Annotated in this window: 14 protein-coding genes; 11 read left to right on the top strand and 3 right to left on the bottom strand. The window is 74.5% G+C overall.

All coding sequences use genetic code 11. The features are described from left to right. The first annotated feature begins 10 nt into the window (after positions 1-10). From ACOTKD_RS22040 to ACOTKD_RS22025, 4 genes are all read left to right on the top strand, one after another. Entirely contained in the window at positions 11-670 is a 660-nt protein-coding gene (locus tag ACOTKD_RS22040) for a histidine phosphatase family protein (RefSeq protein ID WP_424890706.1), read from the top strand. Positions 671-711: 41 nt separating this feature from the next. Continuing rightward, positions 712-1,611, top strand: coding sequence for an ADP-ribosylglycohydrolase family protein (locus ACOTKD_RS22035; protein WP_424890705.1), 900 nt, complete (start codon positions 712-714; stop codon positions 1,609-1,611). A 150-nt stretch (positions 1,612-1,761) separates the two neighbouring features. After that, a complete protein-coding gene (locus tag ACOTKD_RS22030) occupies positions 1,762-2,463 on the top strand; it encodes a ribonuclease HII (RefSeq protein ID WP_424890704.1) in 702 nt (233 codons plus the stop codon). A gap of 59 nt (positions 2,464-2,522) precedes the next feature. Then, positions 2,523-3,116, top strand: a complete 594-nt coding sequence (locus tag ACOTKD_RS22025) for a hypothetical protein (protein WP_424890703.1) — start codon at positions 2,523-2,525, stop codon at positions 3,114-3,116. Positions 3,117-3,220: 104 nt separating this feature from the next. Here the strand turns inward: ACOTKD_RS22025 and ACOTKD_RS22020 are convergent, their stop codons facing one another. Further along, complete coding sequence (locus ACOTKD_RS22020) at positions 3,221-3,799, bottom strand: hypothetical protein (RefSeq protein WP_424890702.1); 579 nt, start codon at positions 3,797-3,799, stop codon at positions 3,221-3,223. Positions 3,800-4,018: 219 nt separating this feature from the next. Next, positions 4,019-6,184, bottom strand: a complete 2,166-nt coding sequence (locus tag ACOTKD_RS22015; RefSeq protein ID WP_424890701.1) for a RecQ family ATP-dependent DNA helicase — start codon at positions 6,182-6,184, stop codon at positions 4,019-4,021. 146 nt (positions 6,185-6,330) lie between these two features. Between ACOTKD_RS22015 and ACOTKD_RS22010 the strand changes: the two genes are divergently transcribed. The 7 genes from ACOTKD_RS22010 to ACOTKD_RS21980 all read left to right on the top strand — a co-directional run bounded on the left by ACOTKD_RS22010 (position 6,331) and on the right by ACOTKD_RS21980 (position 17,208). Further along, on the top strand, positions 6,331-7,758 hold the full coding sequence (locus ACOTKD_RS22010; RefSeq protein WP_424890700.1) for a DUF4192 domain-containing protein: 1,428 nt from the start codon (positions 6,331-6,333) through the stop codon (positions 7,756-7,758). 233 nt (positions 7,759-7,991) lie between these two features. Beyond that, positions 7,992-9,929 carry a glycogen debranching N-terminal domain-containing protein gene (locus ACOTKD_RS22005; protein WP_424890778.1) on the top strand — a complete coding sequence of 646 codons (1,938 nt, stop codon included), beginning with the start codon at positions 7,992-7,994 and terminating at the stop codon, positions 9,927-9,929. Positions 9,930-10,018: 89 nt separating this feature from the next. Further along, complete coding sequence (locus tag ACOTKD_RS22000) at positions 10,019-10,780, top strand: NUDIX hydrolase (protein WP_030368650.1); 762 nt, start codon at positions 10,019-10,021, stop codon at positions 10,778-10,780. Positions 10,781-11,031: 251 nt separating this feature from the next. Further along, complete coding sequence (locus ACOTKD_RS21995) at positions 11,032-12,840, top strand: ATP-binding cassette domain-containing protein (protein WP_424890699.1); 1,809 nt, start codon at positions 11,032-11,034, stop codon at positions 12,838-12,840. Positions 12,841-12,998: 158 nt separating this feature from the next. Beyond that, positions 12,999-13,937, top strand: coding sequence for a FadR/GntR family transcriptional regulator (locus ACOTKD_RS21990; protein WP_106674939.1), 939 nt, complete (start codon positions 12,999-13,001; stop codon positions 13,935-13,937). 434 nt (positions 13,938-14,371) lie between these two features. Beyond that, positions 14,372-15,922, top strand: coding sequence for an RNA polymerase sigma factor (locus ACOTKD_RS21985; protein WP_424890698.1), 1,551 nt, complete (start codon positions 14,372-14,374; stop codon positions 15,920-15,922). 185 nt (positions 15,923-16,107) lie between these two features. Then, positions 16,108-17,208, top strand: a complete 1,101-nt coding sequence (locus tag ACOTKD_RS21980) for a S1 family peptidase (RefSeq protein WP_424890697.1) — start codon at positions 16,108-16,110, stop codon at positions 17,206-17,208. On the opposite strand, the gene ACOTKD_RS21975 is transcribed toward ACOTKD_RS21980, so the two are convergent. Continuing rightward, positions 17,168-17,398, bottom strand: coding sequence for a DUF7455 domain-containing protein (locus ACOTKD_RS21975; protein ID WP_106674942.1), 231 nt, complete (start codon positions 17,396-17,398; stop codon positions 17,168-17,170). The two genes, ACOTKD_RS21980 and ACOTKD_RS21975, sit on opposite strands and share 41 nt — an antisense overlap. Positions 17,399-17,452: the final 54 nt, after the last annotated feature.

The following is a 17,452-nucleotide window of genomic DNA, read 5'->3' as shown; positions in this document are numbered from 1 at the left end:
GGTGGGCGGCATGGCACGGCCCCGACGCATCGTTCTCATCCGGCACGGAGAGTCGGTGGGCAACGTCGACGACACGGTCTACGAACGGGAGCCCGACCACGCACTCAGCCTGACCGAGCGGGGCCGCAAGCAGGCCAAGGACGCCGGGGGACCGCTCCGCGAGCTCTTCGGCGACGAACGGGTCTCGGCCTACGTCTCGCCCTACCGGCGCACCCACCAGACGTTCCACGCCCTGGGGCTCGACCCGGGTCGCGTGCGCGTCCGTGAGGAGCCGCGGCTGCGCGAGCAGGACTGGGGCAACTGGCAGGACCCGGTCGACGTGCGCAAGCAGAAGGCGTACCGGGACGCCTACGGCCACTTCTTCTACCGCTTCGCCCAGGGCGAGTCCGGGGCCGACGTCTACGACCGCGTCGGCGCCTTCCTGGAGAGCCTGTGGCGCAGCTTCGAGGACCCCGGCCACCCGCCGAACGTCCTGCTGGTCACCCACGGCCTGACCATGCGGCTCTTCTGCATGCGATGGTTCCACTGGACGGTCGCCGAGTTCGAGTGCCTGTCGAACCCGGGCAACGCCGAGACCCGCGCACTGCTCCTCGGGCCCGACGGCCGCTACCACCTCGACCGGCCCTTCGAGCGCTGGTGCACCCCTGAACCGTACGGCTTCACCGGTTAGACACCACCGTGGCCGCTGGAAAGGAATTAGAGTTCGCTGCGATGACCGCTGACCGATTCCACCGCGCACTGGCGAGCCTGCGCGGGCTGGCCCTCGGCGATGCCCTCGGCTCCCAGTTCTTCGTCCCCGGCAACTACCCGTCCCTCAAGCGCCGCGAGCTGCCCCCCTCCCCCTGGCAGTGGACCGACGACACCGAGATGGCCTGCTCCGTGCTGGCCGTCCTCGCCGGCCACGGGCGCATCGACCAGGACGCGCTCGCCCGCTCCTTCGCGGAGCACCACGACTTCGACCGGGGATACGGCCCGGCCGTGGGCCGCATGCTGCGCCTGGTCAGGGAGGGCGGCGACTGGCGCGAGCTGGCCTCGGCCCTCTTCAACGGGCAGGGATCCTGGGGCAACGGCGCGGCCATGCGCATCGCCCCGCTCGGCGCCTGGTACGCGGACGACCCGGAACAGGCCACGCATCAGGCCGAGATCTCCGCGTACACCACCCACCAGCACCGCGAGGCGGTCGCCGGGACCATGGCCGTGGCCGCCGCCGCGGCCATCGCCGCAGGGCGGACCGGGCCCGTCGCCCCGGACGCCCTCCTGGACGGAGTCATCGCCCTCGTGCCGCGCAGTGCCGTCCAGGCGGGGCTGCGCCGCGCGCGGGACATGCTCGACTACGGCGACGCGACCACCGTCGCCGCCGTCCTCGGCTGCGGCCGTCGCACCAGCGCGCACGACACCGTGCCCTTCGCCCTGTGGTCCGCGGCGCGCAACCTCACGTCCTACGAGTCGGGGTTCTGGACCACCGCGCAGGTCGGCGGTGACGTGGACACCAACTGCGCCATCGTCGGCGGAGTGGTCGCCGCGGGCGAGCGGGGCACGCCGCCCGCCGACTGGCTGCGGCGCACCGAGCAGCTGCCGGACTGGCTTCCCGCGGGCGCGGGCCGCCGGTAGGGGCGCCGGCCGGGGCGGAGGAGCGGCCCCGGCAGCCGGGTGACCGGACGGCCGGGGTACCCGCGGGAAACCGGAATGGAACCGGCCGGAAGAAAGGGGAGGGGGCGGGGCTACTCGGCTTACCCGCAGGGGCGTACGCTTGCTGGCGCCATGCCGTACGAACCGCCTACCCACACCGTCGAGCGCTCCTTGCGCGCCACGACCGGAGCCAAGGTCGTCGCCGGGCTCGACGAGGTCGGCCGGGGCGCCTGGGCCGGCCCGGTCACCGTGTGCGCGGCCGTCACAGGGCTGCGCCGCCCTCCCGAGGGCCTCACCGACTCCAAGCTGCTGACGCCCAAGCGGCGGTCCGTCCTCGCCGGGCAGCTGGAGAGCTGGGTCACCGCCCACGCGCTCGGCCACTCCTCCCCACAGGAGATCGACGAGCTGGGCATGACGGCGGCGCTGCGGCTGGCCGCGAACCGTGCCCTGGAGGCACTGCCCGTCCGGCCCGAGGTGGTGATCCTCGACGGCAAGCACGACTACCTCGGCGACCCCTGGCGGGTCCGTACGGTCATCAAGGGCGACCAGTCCTGCGTCGTCGTCGCGGCGGCGTCCGTGCTCGCCAAGGTCCGGCGCGACACGATGATGGCGGAACTGGGCGCCGGCTACGAAGACTTCGGCTTCTGTGACAACGCCGGATATCCCTCGCCGGTGCACCGCGCCGCCCTCGAGGCGCTGGGCCCCACCCCGCACCACCGGCTGTCCTGGTCCTATCTGGACGCGCTGCCCAGGTGGCAGCACCTCAAGCGGGTTCGCAGCGTCCCCGACACAGCTTCACTGGAGGCCGGTGGCCAGCTCGGTTTCGACTTCTGAGCGGCCCTGACCGCCACCCGCCGACGCGACTCGCACCGGCGTTTGATAAACATCAACTCATGCCTCTCATCCCCGAGGAGCCTCAGATTCACGAGAGTGTCCCGGGTCCCCGCGCCGTGCCGGCCCCCGGCCGTACGACGCCGACCCCCCGCCCTGTCCCTGGCCCCCGCCCGGCCCCGCGGCCCGGTCCCGCCGCCCAGCGCGGCCCGGTGCCGGCCCCGGCGCCGTCCCGGCCCGCCGCGGCGCAGACGGCGGCTGCCGCCGCCGGTCCGCAGGTCCAGCTGATCCCCGCCTCCGCGCAGGGTGCCCTGGACGCCGCTGACGAGGCCGTCGACCTGCTGCTCGACACCGGCCGCGCGCCCGGCGAGATCCTGGTGCTCACGACCGGTGACCCGCACCCCTGGGCGGCGCACGAGCTGTCCTTCGGTGAGGCGTCCTACTGGGCGCAGCACGACGCCCGTGACGACGTCTTCTACGCGGCCGCCGACGCGGACCGTGCCGGCTCCCGGCCCGTCGTGGTCGTCGCCGTCAACGGCGGCGCGGACGAAGCGGTCACCCGCGCGCTGCCCGCGGCGATGGCCCGCGCCGGTGCGCTGCTGATCGTCTGCGGCGACCCGCAGCGCGTCAACGCCCTGATCTCCGCGAGCGTCTGAGAACGGACCGTGGCGGCCGCCCCTTGGCGGGGTGGCCGCCACGGTCCGGTCCCGCATGCGGGCCTGTGGCGCCCAGGGCATGATGCCCGGGCTACCGCAGCCGTTCAGCGGGCCGCCGTGTGGCGGTCCGCCTTGGGCGCGCCGCCGCCCGACGTCACGGGCGCCGGCGGGTGCTCCGGTGAGCGCGGCCGGCGCCCGCTGCGGCCTTCCCCGAGAATCTGCCAGCCGCCCGCGGTCAGCGTGATGTACGCCCCGCAGCGCAGCCCGTGCAGCGTGCAGGCGTCACGCAGGCCCCACATCCACGCCCCGTCCTCCTCGGTCCAATGGGCCTCGCCCGAACGGCAGTAGAGCAGTACGGCCGTCCGGACCGGGGCGCGTCGCCGCAGGTCGTGCGGGATCACCCGGCGCAACTGCGCGAGGAGCGCGTTGCGCAGCTCCCAGCCGTCGGGCGGGACGGGCCGGCGGGCGAACGAGGCGCTCGCCGCGAGCCGTTCGTCGTGGTCGAGGACGGCGACGACGGCTGTCGACGGCGCCGGCAGATGGCGGGCGTGCAGACCGGTGATCACCTCACGCGGGTTGCGCAGCAAGGGAATTCCGGCCGCGGCCCACTCGGAGGGCTCGAGCATCCGGCTCAGCCGGTGGCCGGGCTCGGCGGGCGGAGGCGGTGCGAAGTCGAAGGCCATGACCCTCCCTTCGGCTGCTTGGCCACGGGCCGGGTGGCGGCGGGCAGGGATGCGCGCCACGACGGCCGTCCCGGCGGGCCGTGGACGGACGAGAGCGGGATCGCGTCCAATTCTCGCCGCGCCGGAGGCATGCGGCAACGATCAATTGGCGCCATTGGCCGGCGGCGCGCGGCTCTTGGCGCCCCGGCCGCCCCCGCCGCCCCCGCCGGCCTGGCGGGGCTAGCCCTGCACCGCCAGCACCATCGGGAACACCTCCGGTGCTCCGGCCCGCCGCAGCAGCCGGGCGGCCACGGCCAGCGTCCACCCGGTGTCGGTGAAGTCGTCGACGAGCAGGACGGGCCCACCGGCGGAGGCCAGCGCGGCCGCGAGCTCCGGCGGCACGGTCAGCGCGCCGTCCAGCGCCCGCAGCCGCTGGGCGCTGTTGGTGCGCGGCACCCGGGTGTCGGTGTCCGCGCCGCCGTACTCGACCGTGCCGAGCAGGGGCATCCGGCCGACCGAAGCGATGCGCTCGGCGAGCGACCGGATCAGGCGCGGCCGCGTTCGCGAGGCGAGGGCGACGACACCCACGGGGCGTGCGGGGGCGTCCGCGGCGCCGGAGGCCCAACCACCCGGACCGCGGGCCCAGTCGGCCAGCACGGTCACCACGGCGTCCGCCACATCATCCGGAACAGGCCCGTCCGGCGTCTGCGGCGCGAGGAGGGGACGCAGCCGGTTGCCCCAGCCGATGTCGGACAGCCGGCCCAGGGCGCGGCCGGTCGCGGCCTGCTCGCCCGCCGGGATGCGGCCCTTGAGGTCGACACCGACCGCGGGCATGCCCGTCGGCCACATCCGGCGCGGCTCGACCTCCACGCCCGGCCGGCCCAGCTCGCCCCGCGAGGCGTCGAGCGCCGCGGCGGAGACCTCCGCGGTGAAGCGCGGGCCCGCGCAGTTGTCGCAGCGCCCGCACGGCGCCGCCTGCTCGTCGTCCAGCTGGCGGCGCAGGAACTCCATCCGGCACTGCGTCGTGGTGGCGTAGTCGCGCATCGCCTGCTGCTCCGCGCCGCGCTGCCGCTCCACCCAGGCGTAGCGCTCGGCGTCGTACGCCCACGGGCGTCCCGTCGCCGTCCAGCCTCCCTTCACCCGGTGCACGGCGCCGTCGACGTCGAGGACCTTGAGCATGGTCTCCAGGCGGGAGCGCCGCAGCTCCACCTGGGGTTCGAGGGCCGGCAGGGAGACGGGGCGGTCGGCGGCGGCGAGCACCTCCAGGGTGCGGCGGACCTGGTGCTCCGGAGGGAAGGCGAGGGACGCGAAGTACTTCCAGATCGCCTCGTCCTCCCGGCCCGGGAGCAGGAGGACCTCGGCGTGCTCGACGCCGCGGCCGGCTCGGCCGACCTGCTGGTAGTAGGCGATGGGGGAGGAGGGGGAGCCCAGGTGGACCACGAAGCCCAGGTCGGGCTTGTCGAAGCCCATGCCCAGCGCCGAGGTGGCGACGAGCGCCTTGACGCGGTTGGCGAGCAGGTCCTCCTCGGCCTGCTGCCGGTCCGCGTTCTCCGTCTTGCCCGTGTACGCGGTGACCGTGTGGCCGCACCGGCGCAGGAACGCGGTGACCTCCTCGGCGGCGGCGACGGTGAGGGTGTAGATGATGCCCGAGCCGGGAAGCTCGGCGAGGTGGTCGGCGAGCCAGGCCAGCCGGTGCGCCGCGTCGGGCAGCTGGAGCACCCCGAGGCTCAGGCTCTCCCGGTCCAGCGGGCCGCGCAGCACCAGCGCCCGGGTCGACTCCTCGCCCGTGCCCAGCTGCTCGGCGACGTCGGCGGTGACGCGGGCGTTGGCGGTGGCGGTCGTGGCGAGGACGGGGACGCCGGGCGGCAGGTCGGCCAGCATGGTGCGAAGCCGGCGGTAGTCGGGCCGGAAGTCGTGGCCCCAGTCGGAGATGCAGTGGGCCTCGTCGACGACCAGAAGGCCGGTCGCGGCGGCGAGCTTGGGCAGGACCTGGTCGCGGAAGTCGGGGTTGTTCAGCCGCTCCGGCGACACGAGAAGCACGTCGACCTCGCCCGCCGCCACCTCGGCCTGGACGGTGTCCCACTCCTCGACGTTGGCCGAATTGATCGTGCGCGCGTGGATGCCCGCCCGCGCCGCGGCGTCCACCTGATTGCGCATCAGGGCCAGCAGCGGCGAGACGATCACCGTGGGTCCGCTGCCGCGGGCGCGCAGCAGGGCGGTCGCGACGAAGTACACCGCCGACTTGCCCCAGCCCGTCCGCTGCACAACCAGGGCGCGGCGGTGGTGGGCGACCAGCGCCTCGATCGCCAGCCACTGGTCCTCGCGCAGTCTCGCCCTGCCCGTGGTGTCACCGACGAGGCGGGCCAGGACGGCGTCGGCCGAGGCACGGAGGTCTTCGTTCGTCATGCCCCCATGCAACACGAGTGCACTGACAATGCGCGAACGGGCCCGGCCCGCTGTGGAAAACCACTGTCCACAGCGTTGGTAGGACCATATTCCCGGGTTATCCACAGGCCTGGCGGGCTCCGGCGGGTCCGCGGGACTCTCGGGCCATGACGCAGCACAACGAATCCTCCCGTCCCTCCGTCCCCTCCTCCCCGTCCGCCGACGTGCCCGGCGCGCCGGCCACGGGTCCCGGGCAGCAGGTCACCCTCCGCTCCCCGGCCGAGCTGGCCGACGCCCTCCCCTACCTCCTCGGCTTCCACCCGACGGACAGCGTGGTCCTCGTCGCGCTGCACGGCGAGCGGGGCCGCTTCGGGGGCCGGCTCCGGCTCGGCATCCCGCACAGCGGCGAGGAGTGGCCGGAGGTCTGCGACCAGCTCGCCGAGACCCTCCTGACCGGCAGCAGCAAGCGCGGCAACCGTCCCGAGGGCGTGGTCATCTTCTTCTGCCAGGACCCCGATGCCGCCAGTGGCCAGACGCCGCAGCAGGTCATGGAGCGGCTGCGCCCCTTCGCCCAGAGCCTGCGCCGCGCCTGCGGCCGGCTGGACATGCCCGTGCACGAGGCCCTGTGCATCTCCGACGGCCGGTTCTGGTCGTACTGCTGCCCCGATCCCCGCTGCTGCCCGCCCGAGGGCACCCCTCTCTCCCTGCCCGGCACCTCGGTCATGGCGGCCGCGGCCACCTACGCCGGCATCGAGGTGCGCGGCACCCTCCGGGAGATGGAGGACCGGTACGCACCCCTCACCGGGAAGAGGGCGGAGGCACAGCGCAAGGCGCTCGACGCCGCGGCCTTCGCGATGGTGCCCCGCATCCTCGGCGGCGCAGGCTGCGAGCCCGTGCGGCAGGAGGCGCTCGCCCTGGCGCGGACCCTGGTCGACCGCTTCGACGGGACGCCGCCGCTCCCCGGCCGCCCGGCGGCCGACGCGTGCGACGACTCCCTCCTCACCGACGAGGAGGCCGCCACCGTCATCGTGGGCCTGCAGGACCGCGTCACGCGCGACCGGGCCGCGGAGTGGATGGAGGGCCCGCGGGCCGCCGCCGTGCTGCGGGTGTGGCGCGCCCTGGCCCGCCGCTGCGTGCACCCGTACGCGGAGTACGCGGCGGCTCCCGTCACGCTCGCCGGCTGGGTGGCCTGGGCCGGCGACGACCAGCCCGAGGCGCGGGTCGCGCTGAGCCGGGCCCTCGCCGCCGACCCCGAGTACGTCTTCGCCCAGCTGCTCTACCGCGCGTGCAACGAAGGGCTGGACCCGGAACCGCTCCGCCAGTGTCTGCGGCAGGAGCGGGCCGACCGGGCCCTTCAGGACGCGGTCCGGGCCGAGGTGGAGCGCCTGGAAGCGGCGGCACTGGCGGCCTCGGCGGCCTCGGCGGTCCCGGAGACGCAGGGCGCAGGCGGCACACGGAGCGCGCGCCGGCGGACACGGCCCGGAGGCCCCGCGGGCAGCACCGGCCCCGGTGGCCCGGCCGGGCCCGCCGGCAAGCCCCGCGCGCGGCGCAGGAGCTCCCGGAAGGGGGACTGCAGCCGGGAGGAGCGGCCGTAGTGAACCCGTGGCCCACACAGGCGGCCCTCCACACCGTGACCTCGGCGGGCCCGGCGCCGTTCATCCGTGTGGCCCGCAAACGTTGTCCGTCGTCCCGGTCCGTGACACCCACAGGGGAGCGCAGTCAAGTGCAAGGCATCGTCCCCCATGGCCAGCCGCCCCGGCCCCGTCATGCGCCGTCCCAGCGCCCCGCCCCGGGGCGTCCGCCCGCTCCGCAGCCCGTGCACACGGCCATGATCTGCGTCGCCCTCCCGGCCCTGGCGATCTCCGGGGAGCACGGGCAGATGACCGGTCAGGGGCTCGACGGCTTCTACCGCGGCGGGCGCCGGCTGCTGGCCCGCTGCAGGCTGAGGGTCGGCGGCGCCGAGCCGCTGCCCGTGCAGGGGCGGATGCTCGGCGCCGACCGCGCCCGCTTCGTCGGCGCCGTGAGGACGGCCGCGGATTCGGGGCCCGATCCCGCCGTCACGGTCGAGCGGCTGCGCTCGGCCGACGGCGTCGAGCGGATCGCCCTGCGCAGCACCGCGGCCCGTGCCCTGCGGCTGCCCGTCGAGGTGTCGCTGGGCACCGACCTCGCGGAGCTGGGCGCGGTCGCGGCGGGGGCGGCCGGGCCCGAGGTCCCCGCCGGGGTGCACGCCTCCGGCCTGCGGTGGTCCACGACGGAGGCGCAGGCGGCGGTCACCGCCGATCCCCCGCCGGGGGACGCCCTGGCGTCGGCGGGGCTGCTGTGCTGGGAGATCGAGCTGCCGCCGGGAGGCACGCGCAGCATCGAGCTGCGCGTCCTGCCCGAGCAGCCCGGCAGGGTCCGGCAGCCCGAGGCGGCCGTCCCCCCGGGCCGCTCCGCGAGCGTGCCCTGGGGCGACCCCCAGGCGGAGGGCGACGATCCGCGGGCGGGCGCCCTGCTCGCCGCCGCCCTGGACGATCTCCGCGCGCTGCTCGTGCGCGACCCCGGCAGTCCCGGTGACGTCCATCTGGCGGCCGGCGTCCCCTGGCGCTGCGGCCTCGCCCCGGCCGAGGCCCTCTGGGCGGCGCGGATGACGCTGCCCCTCGGCGTCCGGCTTGCCGCCGGGACGCTGCGCACCCTGGCCCGTACGCAGCTGGCGGGACCGGGCCCCGACGGCGGGCGGATCCCCGGCGCCCTGCGCCACGCCGGGGCGCACCTGCCACCCGGCTGCACCGGCATCGAGGCCACCCTGCTGTTCCCCGTCGTCCTGGCGGAGGCCCGCCGGTGGGGGCTTCCGGAACGGGAGACGGAAGCGCTGCTGCCCGCCGTCGAGCGCTGCCTCGCCTGGCTGCAGACCGCCACGGGCGAGGACGGCTACCTCCCGGACCCGGTGCCCGGCGGGCCGTACCGGTGCGAGACACAGGCGCACGCCCACCGCGCGGCCCTCCTCGGAGCCGACCTCCTGGAGGCCTTCGACCGCCCCGGGGCCGAGCACTGGCGGAGCTGGGCGGCCGGCTTGCGCGGACGGTTTCGCGAGGAGTTCTGGGTGGAGGATCCGGGCGGCGGGCGCCCCGCCGCCGCCCGCACGCCCGAAGGCCGCCGGATACCGCACCTGGGCGGCGCCGCCGCCCACCTCCTCGACACCGGCCTGCTGGGAGGGGGGATGCCGGCGCCGGGCCTGCTCGACAAGGTGCAGACCGAACAGCTCGCCCGGCTGCTCGGCGGGCCGGCGCTCGACTCCGGCTGGGGCCTGCGCAGCCTCGGGGCGAAGGAGCCGGGGCACAACCCCTTCGGCCACCGCAGCGGCGCGGTCAGGGTCCACGAGACGGCCGTGGCCGTGGCGGGCCTGGCCTCCGCCGGATACGAGAAGGAGGCCGGCGCGCTGCTGCGCGGCACGCTGGACGCAGCGGCCGCCTTCGGGCACCGGCTGCCGGAGATGTACGCGGGAGAGCAGCGCACGGCCGGGAGCGCGCCGCTGCCGCATCCGGCCGCCTGCCGTCCCGCGGCCGTCGCCGCCGCGGGCGCGGTGCACCTGCTGACCGCGCTCGCCGGCCTGCGGCCCGACGCCCCGGCGGGCTGCGTCGCGGTGCGGCCGCTGCACACCGCGCCGCTCGGGGCGCTCAGGTTCACCGGGCTGCGCATCGCCGAGCAGCCCTTCGCGATGCGGATCAGCAGGCTGGGCCTCGGCATGGTCGAGGAAGCCGCCGACGGCCTGCAGCTGGGGGTGTGAGCGGGTTGCTTCCGAGGCTCGCGGAGGGGGCGCTCCCCGGCCCTTCGCAAGACCCTGTTTATCGTCAGGAAGACGACTATGATCGCGTCATGCCCTACGACCCGTCGGCCTTTCCGCCCTTCGCTGTCACCGTCGACCTGGTCGTGCTCACCGTGCGCAGGCACGCGCTCTGCGCGCTGGCCGTGCGCCGCGGCGAGCCGCCGTACCAGGGCCGCTGGGCGTTGCCGGGCGGGTTCGTACGGGGCGACGAGGATCTGACGACCGCCGCCGCGCGGGAGCTGGCCGAGGAGACCGGGCTGAACGCCCATGACCCCGCGGGCCCCGTCCTGCCCAACGCCGCCCACCTGGAGCAGCTCGCCACGTACGGCGATCCGAAGCGCGACCCGCGCATGCGGGTGGTGAGCGTCGCACACTTGGCGCTCGCGCCCGACCTGCCCGCTCCGCGCCCCGGGGGAGACGCGCGCAGCGTGCGCTGGGCGCCGGTGGAGGAGCTGCTGGACCAGGAGGCCGGCTACGGCCGCGACGGCGAGCAGGTGACGCCCCTCGCCTTCGACCACGCGCAGATCCTCGCCGACGGCGTCGAGCGCGCCCGGTCCAAGATCGAGTATTCCTCGCTGGCCACGGCCTTCTGCCCCCAGGAGTTCACCGTCGGCGAGCTGCGCCGGGTCTACGAGGCGGTGTGGGGTGTCGCCCTCGACCCCCGCAACTTCCACCGGAAGGTGACGGGCACCCCGGGCTTCCTGGTGCCCACCGGCGGGACGACGACGCGCCAGGGCGGCCGTCCGGCCCAGCTCTTCCGGGCCGGCGGGGCCACGCTCCTCAACCCGCCCATGCTGCGCCCCGAGGCGTAGCCCGGCGGTCCTGGCCGCCCGCCCCTGCCGGGAAGGCCGCGCGCAAGGGCGACGGCCGGCGGCCGGGTATGCGTGCCGGTGCATGCCCATGACGGGACACGCTTACAACTGCCTACATTGCGTAGCAATTCGGACATACCGGGTTACGGTGCTGCCGTACGTCCCAGCGATCCCCTGCGCCCTCGGCCGCCTCGGTCACCGAGCGGGCCGAGGGGTGCCGCCGAGCCGTCTCACGCCCCGCGAGAGAAGCCATGATCCAGGCCATCGGACTCACCAGCGCCCCCCAGCGCAACAGGTTCCCCGCCGTCGACGACCTCACCTTCGAGGCCCGCCCCGGCCGGGTCACCGTCCTGCTCGGTGCCCCCGGCGCGGGCAAGACCAGCGCCCTGCGCCTCCTGCTGCGCCTCGACCCCGGGCGCGGCGTCGCCCTCTTCCGCGGCCGCCCCCTGGACCGCGTCCCCCATCCCACCCGTGAGATCGGCGTCGTCCTCGGGGACGTCCCCGGTCACCCCGCCCGTACGGCCAGGGGGCACCTGCGCATGCTCAGCGCCGCCGCGGGCGTCCCCGCCGAGCGCGCCGACGACGTCCTGGAGGTCGTCGGCCTGACCGGCCTGGCCGGGCAGCGCCTCGGTGACTTCTCGCTGGGCATGGACCGCCGCCTCGGCCTCGCCGCCGCCCTCCTCGGCGACCCCCACACCCTCGTCCTGGACGAGCCCGCCCACGAGCTCTCGCCCCGCGAGACGGCCTGGCTGCACGGCATGCTGCGGGCCTACGCGGACCACGGCGGCGCCGTCCTCGTCACCTCGCCCGACCCCAGGGAAGCGGCCCGCATCGCCGACCGCGTCGTCACCATCGACGAGGGCCGCCTCGTCGCCGACCAGGAGGCCGCCGAGTTCTCCCGCACCCGCCTGCGGCCACGCGTCGCCGTCCAGTCGCCGCTGGCCGCCCGCCTCGCCCACGCCCTCAGCGCCGAGGCCGACGAGGCGGAGGCGGCCGAGGCCGGGCAGGCCGTGGAGGTCGTGCAGGAGGGCGGCAGCAAGCTCTCGGTCTACGGCAGCACCTGCGCCGTCGTCGGCGAGACCGCCTACCGGCACGGCATCCTCCTCCACCGGCTGACCGAGGAGATCGGCGACACCGGCCCCGTACCCCCGCTGCTGCGGGCCGACGGCCGCAGGCCCGCCCCGTCCCTGGTGGACGCGCCCGGAATGCGCGCGGAGGGGCCCGGCGCCGCGGCCTCCGGTGAAGCCGCCGGTCCCGTCCAGCTCCCGCGCCTCCAGCCCCGTCTCCCGGCGCCCGACCCGATCTGGCCGCTGCGGTACGAACTGCGCCGCGCCACCGGCGTGCGGACCGGCTGGATCGTGGCGGCCGCCGCCCTCGCCGCCTCCCTGCTCGTCGCCGTCCTCCTCGCCAGGTCCGGCACCGCCCCCGAGCCGCGCGTGCTCACCGGCTGGCCGGCCCTGCTGCCGCTGCCCCCCGCCGTCTTCGGGGCCGGCCTCATCGGTGCCCTCGCCTTCGGCCAGGAGTTCCGCTATCCCGCGCTCGCCCCGGACCAGGGCACCGTCCCGCGCCGTCTCGGCCTGCTCTTCGCCAAGCTCACGGTCACCGCCGTGGCGGCCGTGCTGCTCGCCCTCGCCTCCCTCTTCCTCGACGCCGGCGCCCTCGGGCTGCTCTTCGGCAACGACGTCGTCTCCCTCCCGCGCGACTGGGCCGTGCTGCTGGCCGGCTGGACGGCGCTGACCCTGGGCTGCGCCTGGGCGGGGCTGCTGGCCGCCGGGCTGTTCCGGTCGACGGCGCTGGGAGTGGTCGCGGTGCTCGCCGTGCCGACGCTCGTGGTCCCCGTCCTGGGCAGCGTGCTCGCCGAGCCCGCGGCCCGCTCGCTCGTCGGGCTGCCGGAGCGGCTGCGCTCCGCCGCCGTCGTGCAGTGGCCCTCCGGCGTCGACCGGGGCGTCTCGACGGCGCTGCGGCTGGTCTCCCAGCCGGTCGGCTGGGCGCTCGCACTGTCGCTGGGGGCGCTTCTCGGTGCCTACGTCCTCGCCGTGTTCCGCGGGAGGCCGCGGTGAGGGCCGCCGCCGCGCCGGCCGAGGACTCCGGCACCCCTTCCCACGTGCAGAGTTCCCAGGCCGCGACCGTCACGCTCCGCATATGAACGATCTCGGAGAGTGCCCGATTCTGTCCGTTTGGCCGTCAATTGTGAGGTAATGGGCGATCACCCTTTCGTGTGCTTTTCACCAAAGACCTCAAGGGACCTCGAGGTGTCGCCGACAAAGGAGGCGTGAGTACCCTTGCGCACACCATGATGACCGCGGCTCGCCCCGCCGACTCCGGCCTCGCAGGCCCGGGCGAGCTTGACCGTTACTCCTATGCGGAGGCCCCTGGGGCCGACCGCGGGGCACCGCCCGCCTGGGACGGCGAGGCGGAGCTGAGCCGCGCCGGCCGCAGGGCCGCCGGCAGCCGGGGCCGGGGCCTGCACGGCCAGCTCGTGCAGCAGCTCGGCCAGATGATCGTCTCGGGTGACCTGGGCGCGGACCGCCCGCTCGTCCCCGAGGAGATCGGGCAGCGCTTCGAGGTCTCCAGGACCGTCGTCCGCGAATCCCTGCGCGTCCTGGAGGCCAAGGGCCTCGTCAGCGCGCGCCCCAACGTCGGCACGCGCGTCCGCCCCGTCAGCGACTGGAACCTCCTCGACCCCGACATCATCGAGTGGCGGGCCTTCGGCCCGCAGCGGGAGGACCAGCGCCGCGAGCTGTGCGAGCTGCGCTGGACCATCGAGCCGCTGGCCGCCCGCCTCGCCGCCGGGCACGGCCGCGAGGACGTCCAGCAGCGCCTGGCCGACATGGCCGAGATCATGGGCCACGCCCTGGCCCAGGGTGACTCGCTCACCTTCACCCGCGCCGACGCCGAGTTCCACTCCCTGCTCCTGCAGGTCGCCGGCAACCGCATGCTGGAGCACCTCGCGGGCATCGTCTCCTCCGCCCTGCACGTCTCGGGCGCGCCCTCCGGCGGCTGCGACCGCCCCACCGAGGCCGGCGTGGGGCACCACCTCCGCATCGTCGACGCCGTCGGCGCGGGCGACGGGGCCGGGGCCGAGGCCGCCATGCGGCAGCTGCTCATCGCCCACCCGGACGTCGAGCGCGTGGTGCCCGCACCGCGCGAGCACTGACCTCGGAGTGGAGCGGGACGGTACGAGTGGGGTCGTACGGAAGGGCCGCACGCGCAGGGCCGGGCCAGGGCCTCCGCGTGCGGCCGGATGCGCGGCCGCACGCGTGAGCCGTCCGGTGGCGCCGGCGCCCCTCCCGGAACTCGGACCGGGACGCCAGGAAGTGGAGTGTTCTGTCCAGTTGAGCAGGCATTCATTCCGGTTTGGGGTGTGACTCGGGCCACGAGGATTGGGCGTAACGCTCCTTGAGGCAGTGCGATGACTAAGGAGGTGGTGGACGCGGAGGGAATACCGGCCTCGTCCGGGGCGCTGTCTCCGTCTGCATCCCATCACCCGCGCGCCGTCGGTTCATCCTTAGCCGGCGGTCGTCGGAACCGGTTCCCCGATCAGGGCGGGCCGGGGCCGGAAGCCGTTTCCATCGTTCCGAGAGGTTGTTCGTGTCGGCCAGCACATCCCGTACGCTCCCGCCGGAGATCGCCGAATCCGAGTCTCTGATGGCGCTCATCGAGCAGGGAAAGGCCGAGGGGCAGATCGCCGGCGACGACGTGCGTCGGGCCTTCGAGGCTGACCAGATTCCGCCAACCCAGTGGAAGAACGTTCTGCGCAGCCTCAACCAGGTCCTCGACGAGGAGGGTGTGACGCTGATGGTCAGTGCCGCAGAGGCGCCCAAGCGCACCCGCAAGAGCGTCGCAGCGAAGAGCCCGGCGAAGCGCACCGCCACCAAGGCCGTCGCCTCCAAGACGGTCACGGCCAGGCAGACCGCGTCCTCGGCGTCCGCCACGTCCGCCTCCGCGGCGTACGGCGACGACGAGAGCGCGGAGGCGCCCGCCAAGAAGGCCGTCGCCAAGAAGGCGGCGGCGAAGAAGACGGTGGCGAAGAAGGCCGCCGTCAAGAAGACGGCGGCCAAGAAGACCGCCGCGAAGAAGGACGCCGACGAGCTCCTCGACGAGGACCTCGTCGACGAGACCCCGACCCCGGGCAAGGGCGAGGAGGAGGACGAGACCGGCGAGAACAAGGGCTTCGTCCTCTCCGACGACGACGAGGACGACGCTCCCGCGCAGCAGGTCGCCGTCGCCGGTGCCACCGCCGACCCGGTCAAGGACTACCTGAAGCAGATCGGCAAGGTCCCCCTCCTCAACGCCGAGCAGGAGGTGGAGCTCGCCAAGCGCATCGAGGCGGGCCTGTTCGCCGAGGACAAGCTGGCGAACTCCGACAAGCTCGCCCCCAAGCTCAAGCGCGAGCTGGAGATCATCGCCGAGGACGGGCGCCGCGCCAAGAACCACCTCCTGGAGGCCAACCTCCGCCTGGTGGTCTCCCTGGCCAAGCGCTACACCGGCCGCGGCATGCTCTTCCTGGACCTGATCCAGGAGGGCAACCTCGGTCTGATCCGTGCGGTCGAGAAGTTCGACTACACCAAGGGCTACAAGTTCTCCACGTACGCGACCTGGTGGATCCGCCAGGCCATCACGCGCGCGATGGCCGACCAGGCCCGCACCATCCGCATCCCGGTGCACATGGTCGAGGTCATCAACAAGCTCGCGCGCGTCCAGCGCCAGATGCTCCAGGACCTGGGCCGCGAGCCCACCCCGGAGGAGCTGGCCAAGGAGCTCGACATGACCCCGGAGAAGGTCATCGAGGTCCAGAAGTACGGCCGCGAGCCGATCTCCCTCCACACCCCCCTGGGTGAGGACGGCGACAGCGAGTTCGGTGACCTCATCGAGGACTCCGAGGCGGTCGTGCCGGCCGACGCCGTCAGCTTCACCCTCCTCCAGGAGCAGCTGCACTCCGTCCTGGACACGCTCAGCGAGCGCGAGGCGGGCGTGGTCTCCATGCGCTTCGGCCTCACCGACGGTCAGCCGAAGACGCTCGACGAGATCGGCAAGGTCTACGGGGTGACGCGTGAGCGCATCCGCCAGATCGAGTCGAAGACGATGTCCAAGCTGCGCCACCCGTCCCGTTCCCAGGTCCTCCGCGACTACCTGGACTAGACCCCGGAGCGGAACGCAGCACTACCCGCAGGGCCCGGCACCTCGTGAAGAGGCGCCGGGCCCTGCGGGCTGTACGGGTGACAGTGCGACGGATCCGGAGGCATGCCGTCCAGGTTCCGGATGCGTCGCAGGCCCTGCGGGTTGACTCTTGGTGTACGAGGAACTCCGCAGAGTCAGGAGACTGTATGCGTTCGCTGAGCTGCCTGCTGGCCGGGACGATCGCGCTACTGGTCGCGGTCCCCGCTCCGGCAGTGGCGGACCGTGCGGTCGTCGGAGGGCAGGCCGTCAGGAGCTCCGAGGCGCCCTGGGTGGTGGCTCTGGGCAGCCGTCAGCGGTTCGGGGCCGCCAGGGCCGGGCAGTTCTGCGGAGGCGTCGTCGTGGGCCGCAGAACGGTCGTCACGGCCGCGCACTGCCTGAGCCACGAAGTGCTGGGCGTCGACGTGAACGACGCGAACGACCTGCGCGTCATCATCGGCCGGGAGGACCTGCGGGGCATCGGCGGCTCGGAGGTGGAGCCGCAGGAGACCTGGGTCAATCCGGGATTCGACCCCGGCAGCAACGCCGGGGACATCGCCGTCCTCACCCTGAAGAACGCGGTGCCGGAGAGCTATGTGATCCCGATGGCGCAGCAGGGTGACCCCGCCTACCAGGTGGGCGGGCAGGCCACCGTCTACGGCTGGGGCGATGTCGTGGGCAACGGCACCTACTCGGACATCCTGCGCGGGGCGCGGGTGCGCGTCATGCAGGACACGGCGTGCGAGCGGGCCTATCCGGGCAGCGAGGAGGGGGTCTACCGCCGGGCGTCCATGCTGTGCGCCGGGGTCCCGCTGGGCGGGCGGGACGCCTGCCAGGGCGACAGCGGCGGGCCGCTGGTGGCCAAGGGCAAGGTGGTGGGCGTGGTCTCCTGGGGGGCCGGCTGCGGCCAGCCCCTGTATCCGGGCGTGTACACCCGGATCTCGGCCTACACGGCCCTCGTGGCGGCGCACAGCCCCGACGGGGTACGACCGCCCGCGGCTCCGGCCCCGCAGCCTGCTGCGCAGCCTGCCGTGACGCCGGGGCAGCCGCCCGCTGCTCAGCCGCACAGGCAGCACGCGGGCAAGGGGGTCAAGAGCGAGCCCAGGCCCGCGAGAGTACGAGAGCGGGCGGCTTCCCCCGCAGTGGGGGCAGCCGCCCGCGGCTGTCCGGCACAGGGTGGCCGGACCTCGCTCGTCGTCGGATGCGATGTGTCAGCGTTCCGCTACGGACTCAGCGGTCCTCGTCGGGCGCAGACGCCGGGGAGGCGGTGAGCCGCTCCGTCTCGTCCTGTATTTCCGCGGCGATCTTCTTGAGTTCTGGCTCGAACTTGCGTCCATGGTGGGCGCAGAAGAGCAGTTCACCGCCGCTCATGAGAACGACGCGCAGGTAGGCCTGAGCGCCGCACCGGTCGCAGCGGTCAGCGGCCGTCAGCGGGCTCGCGGGGGTCAGAACAGTAGTCACGTCGCCTCTTCTCTAGCTCGACGAGCTGTCGTACCAGGGTCAACATCCAACCAG

This window comes from Streptomyces sp. XH2 (genome assembly GCF_049725035.1).
GTDB classification, from domain to species: domain Bacteria; phylum Actinomycetota; class Actinomycetes; order Streptomycetales; family Streptomycetaceae; genus Streptomyces; species Streptomyces roseoverticillatus.
This window is presented reverse-complemented; position numbering and strand designations above follow the sequence as displayed.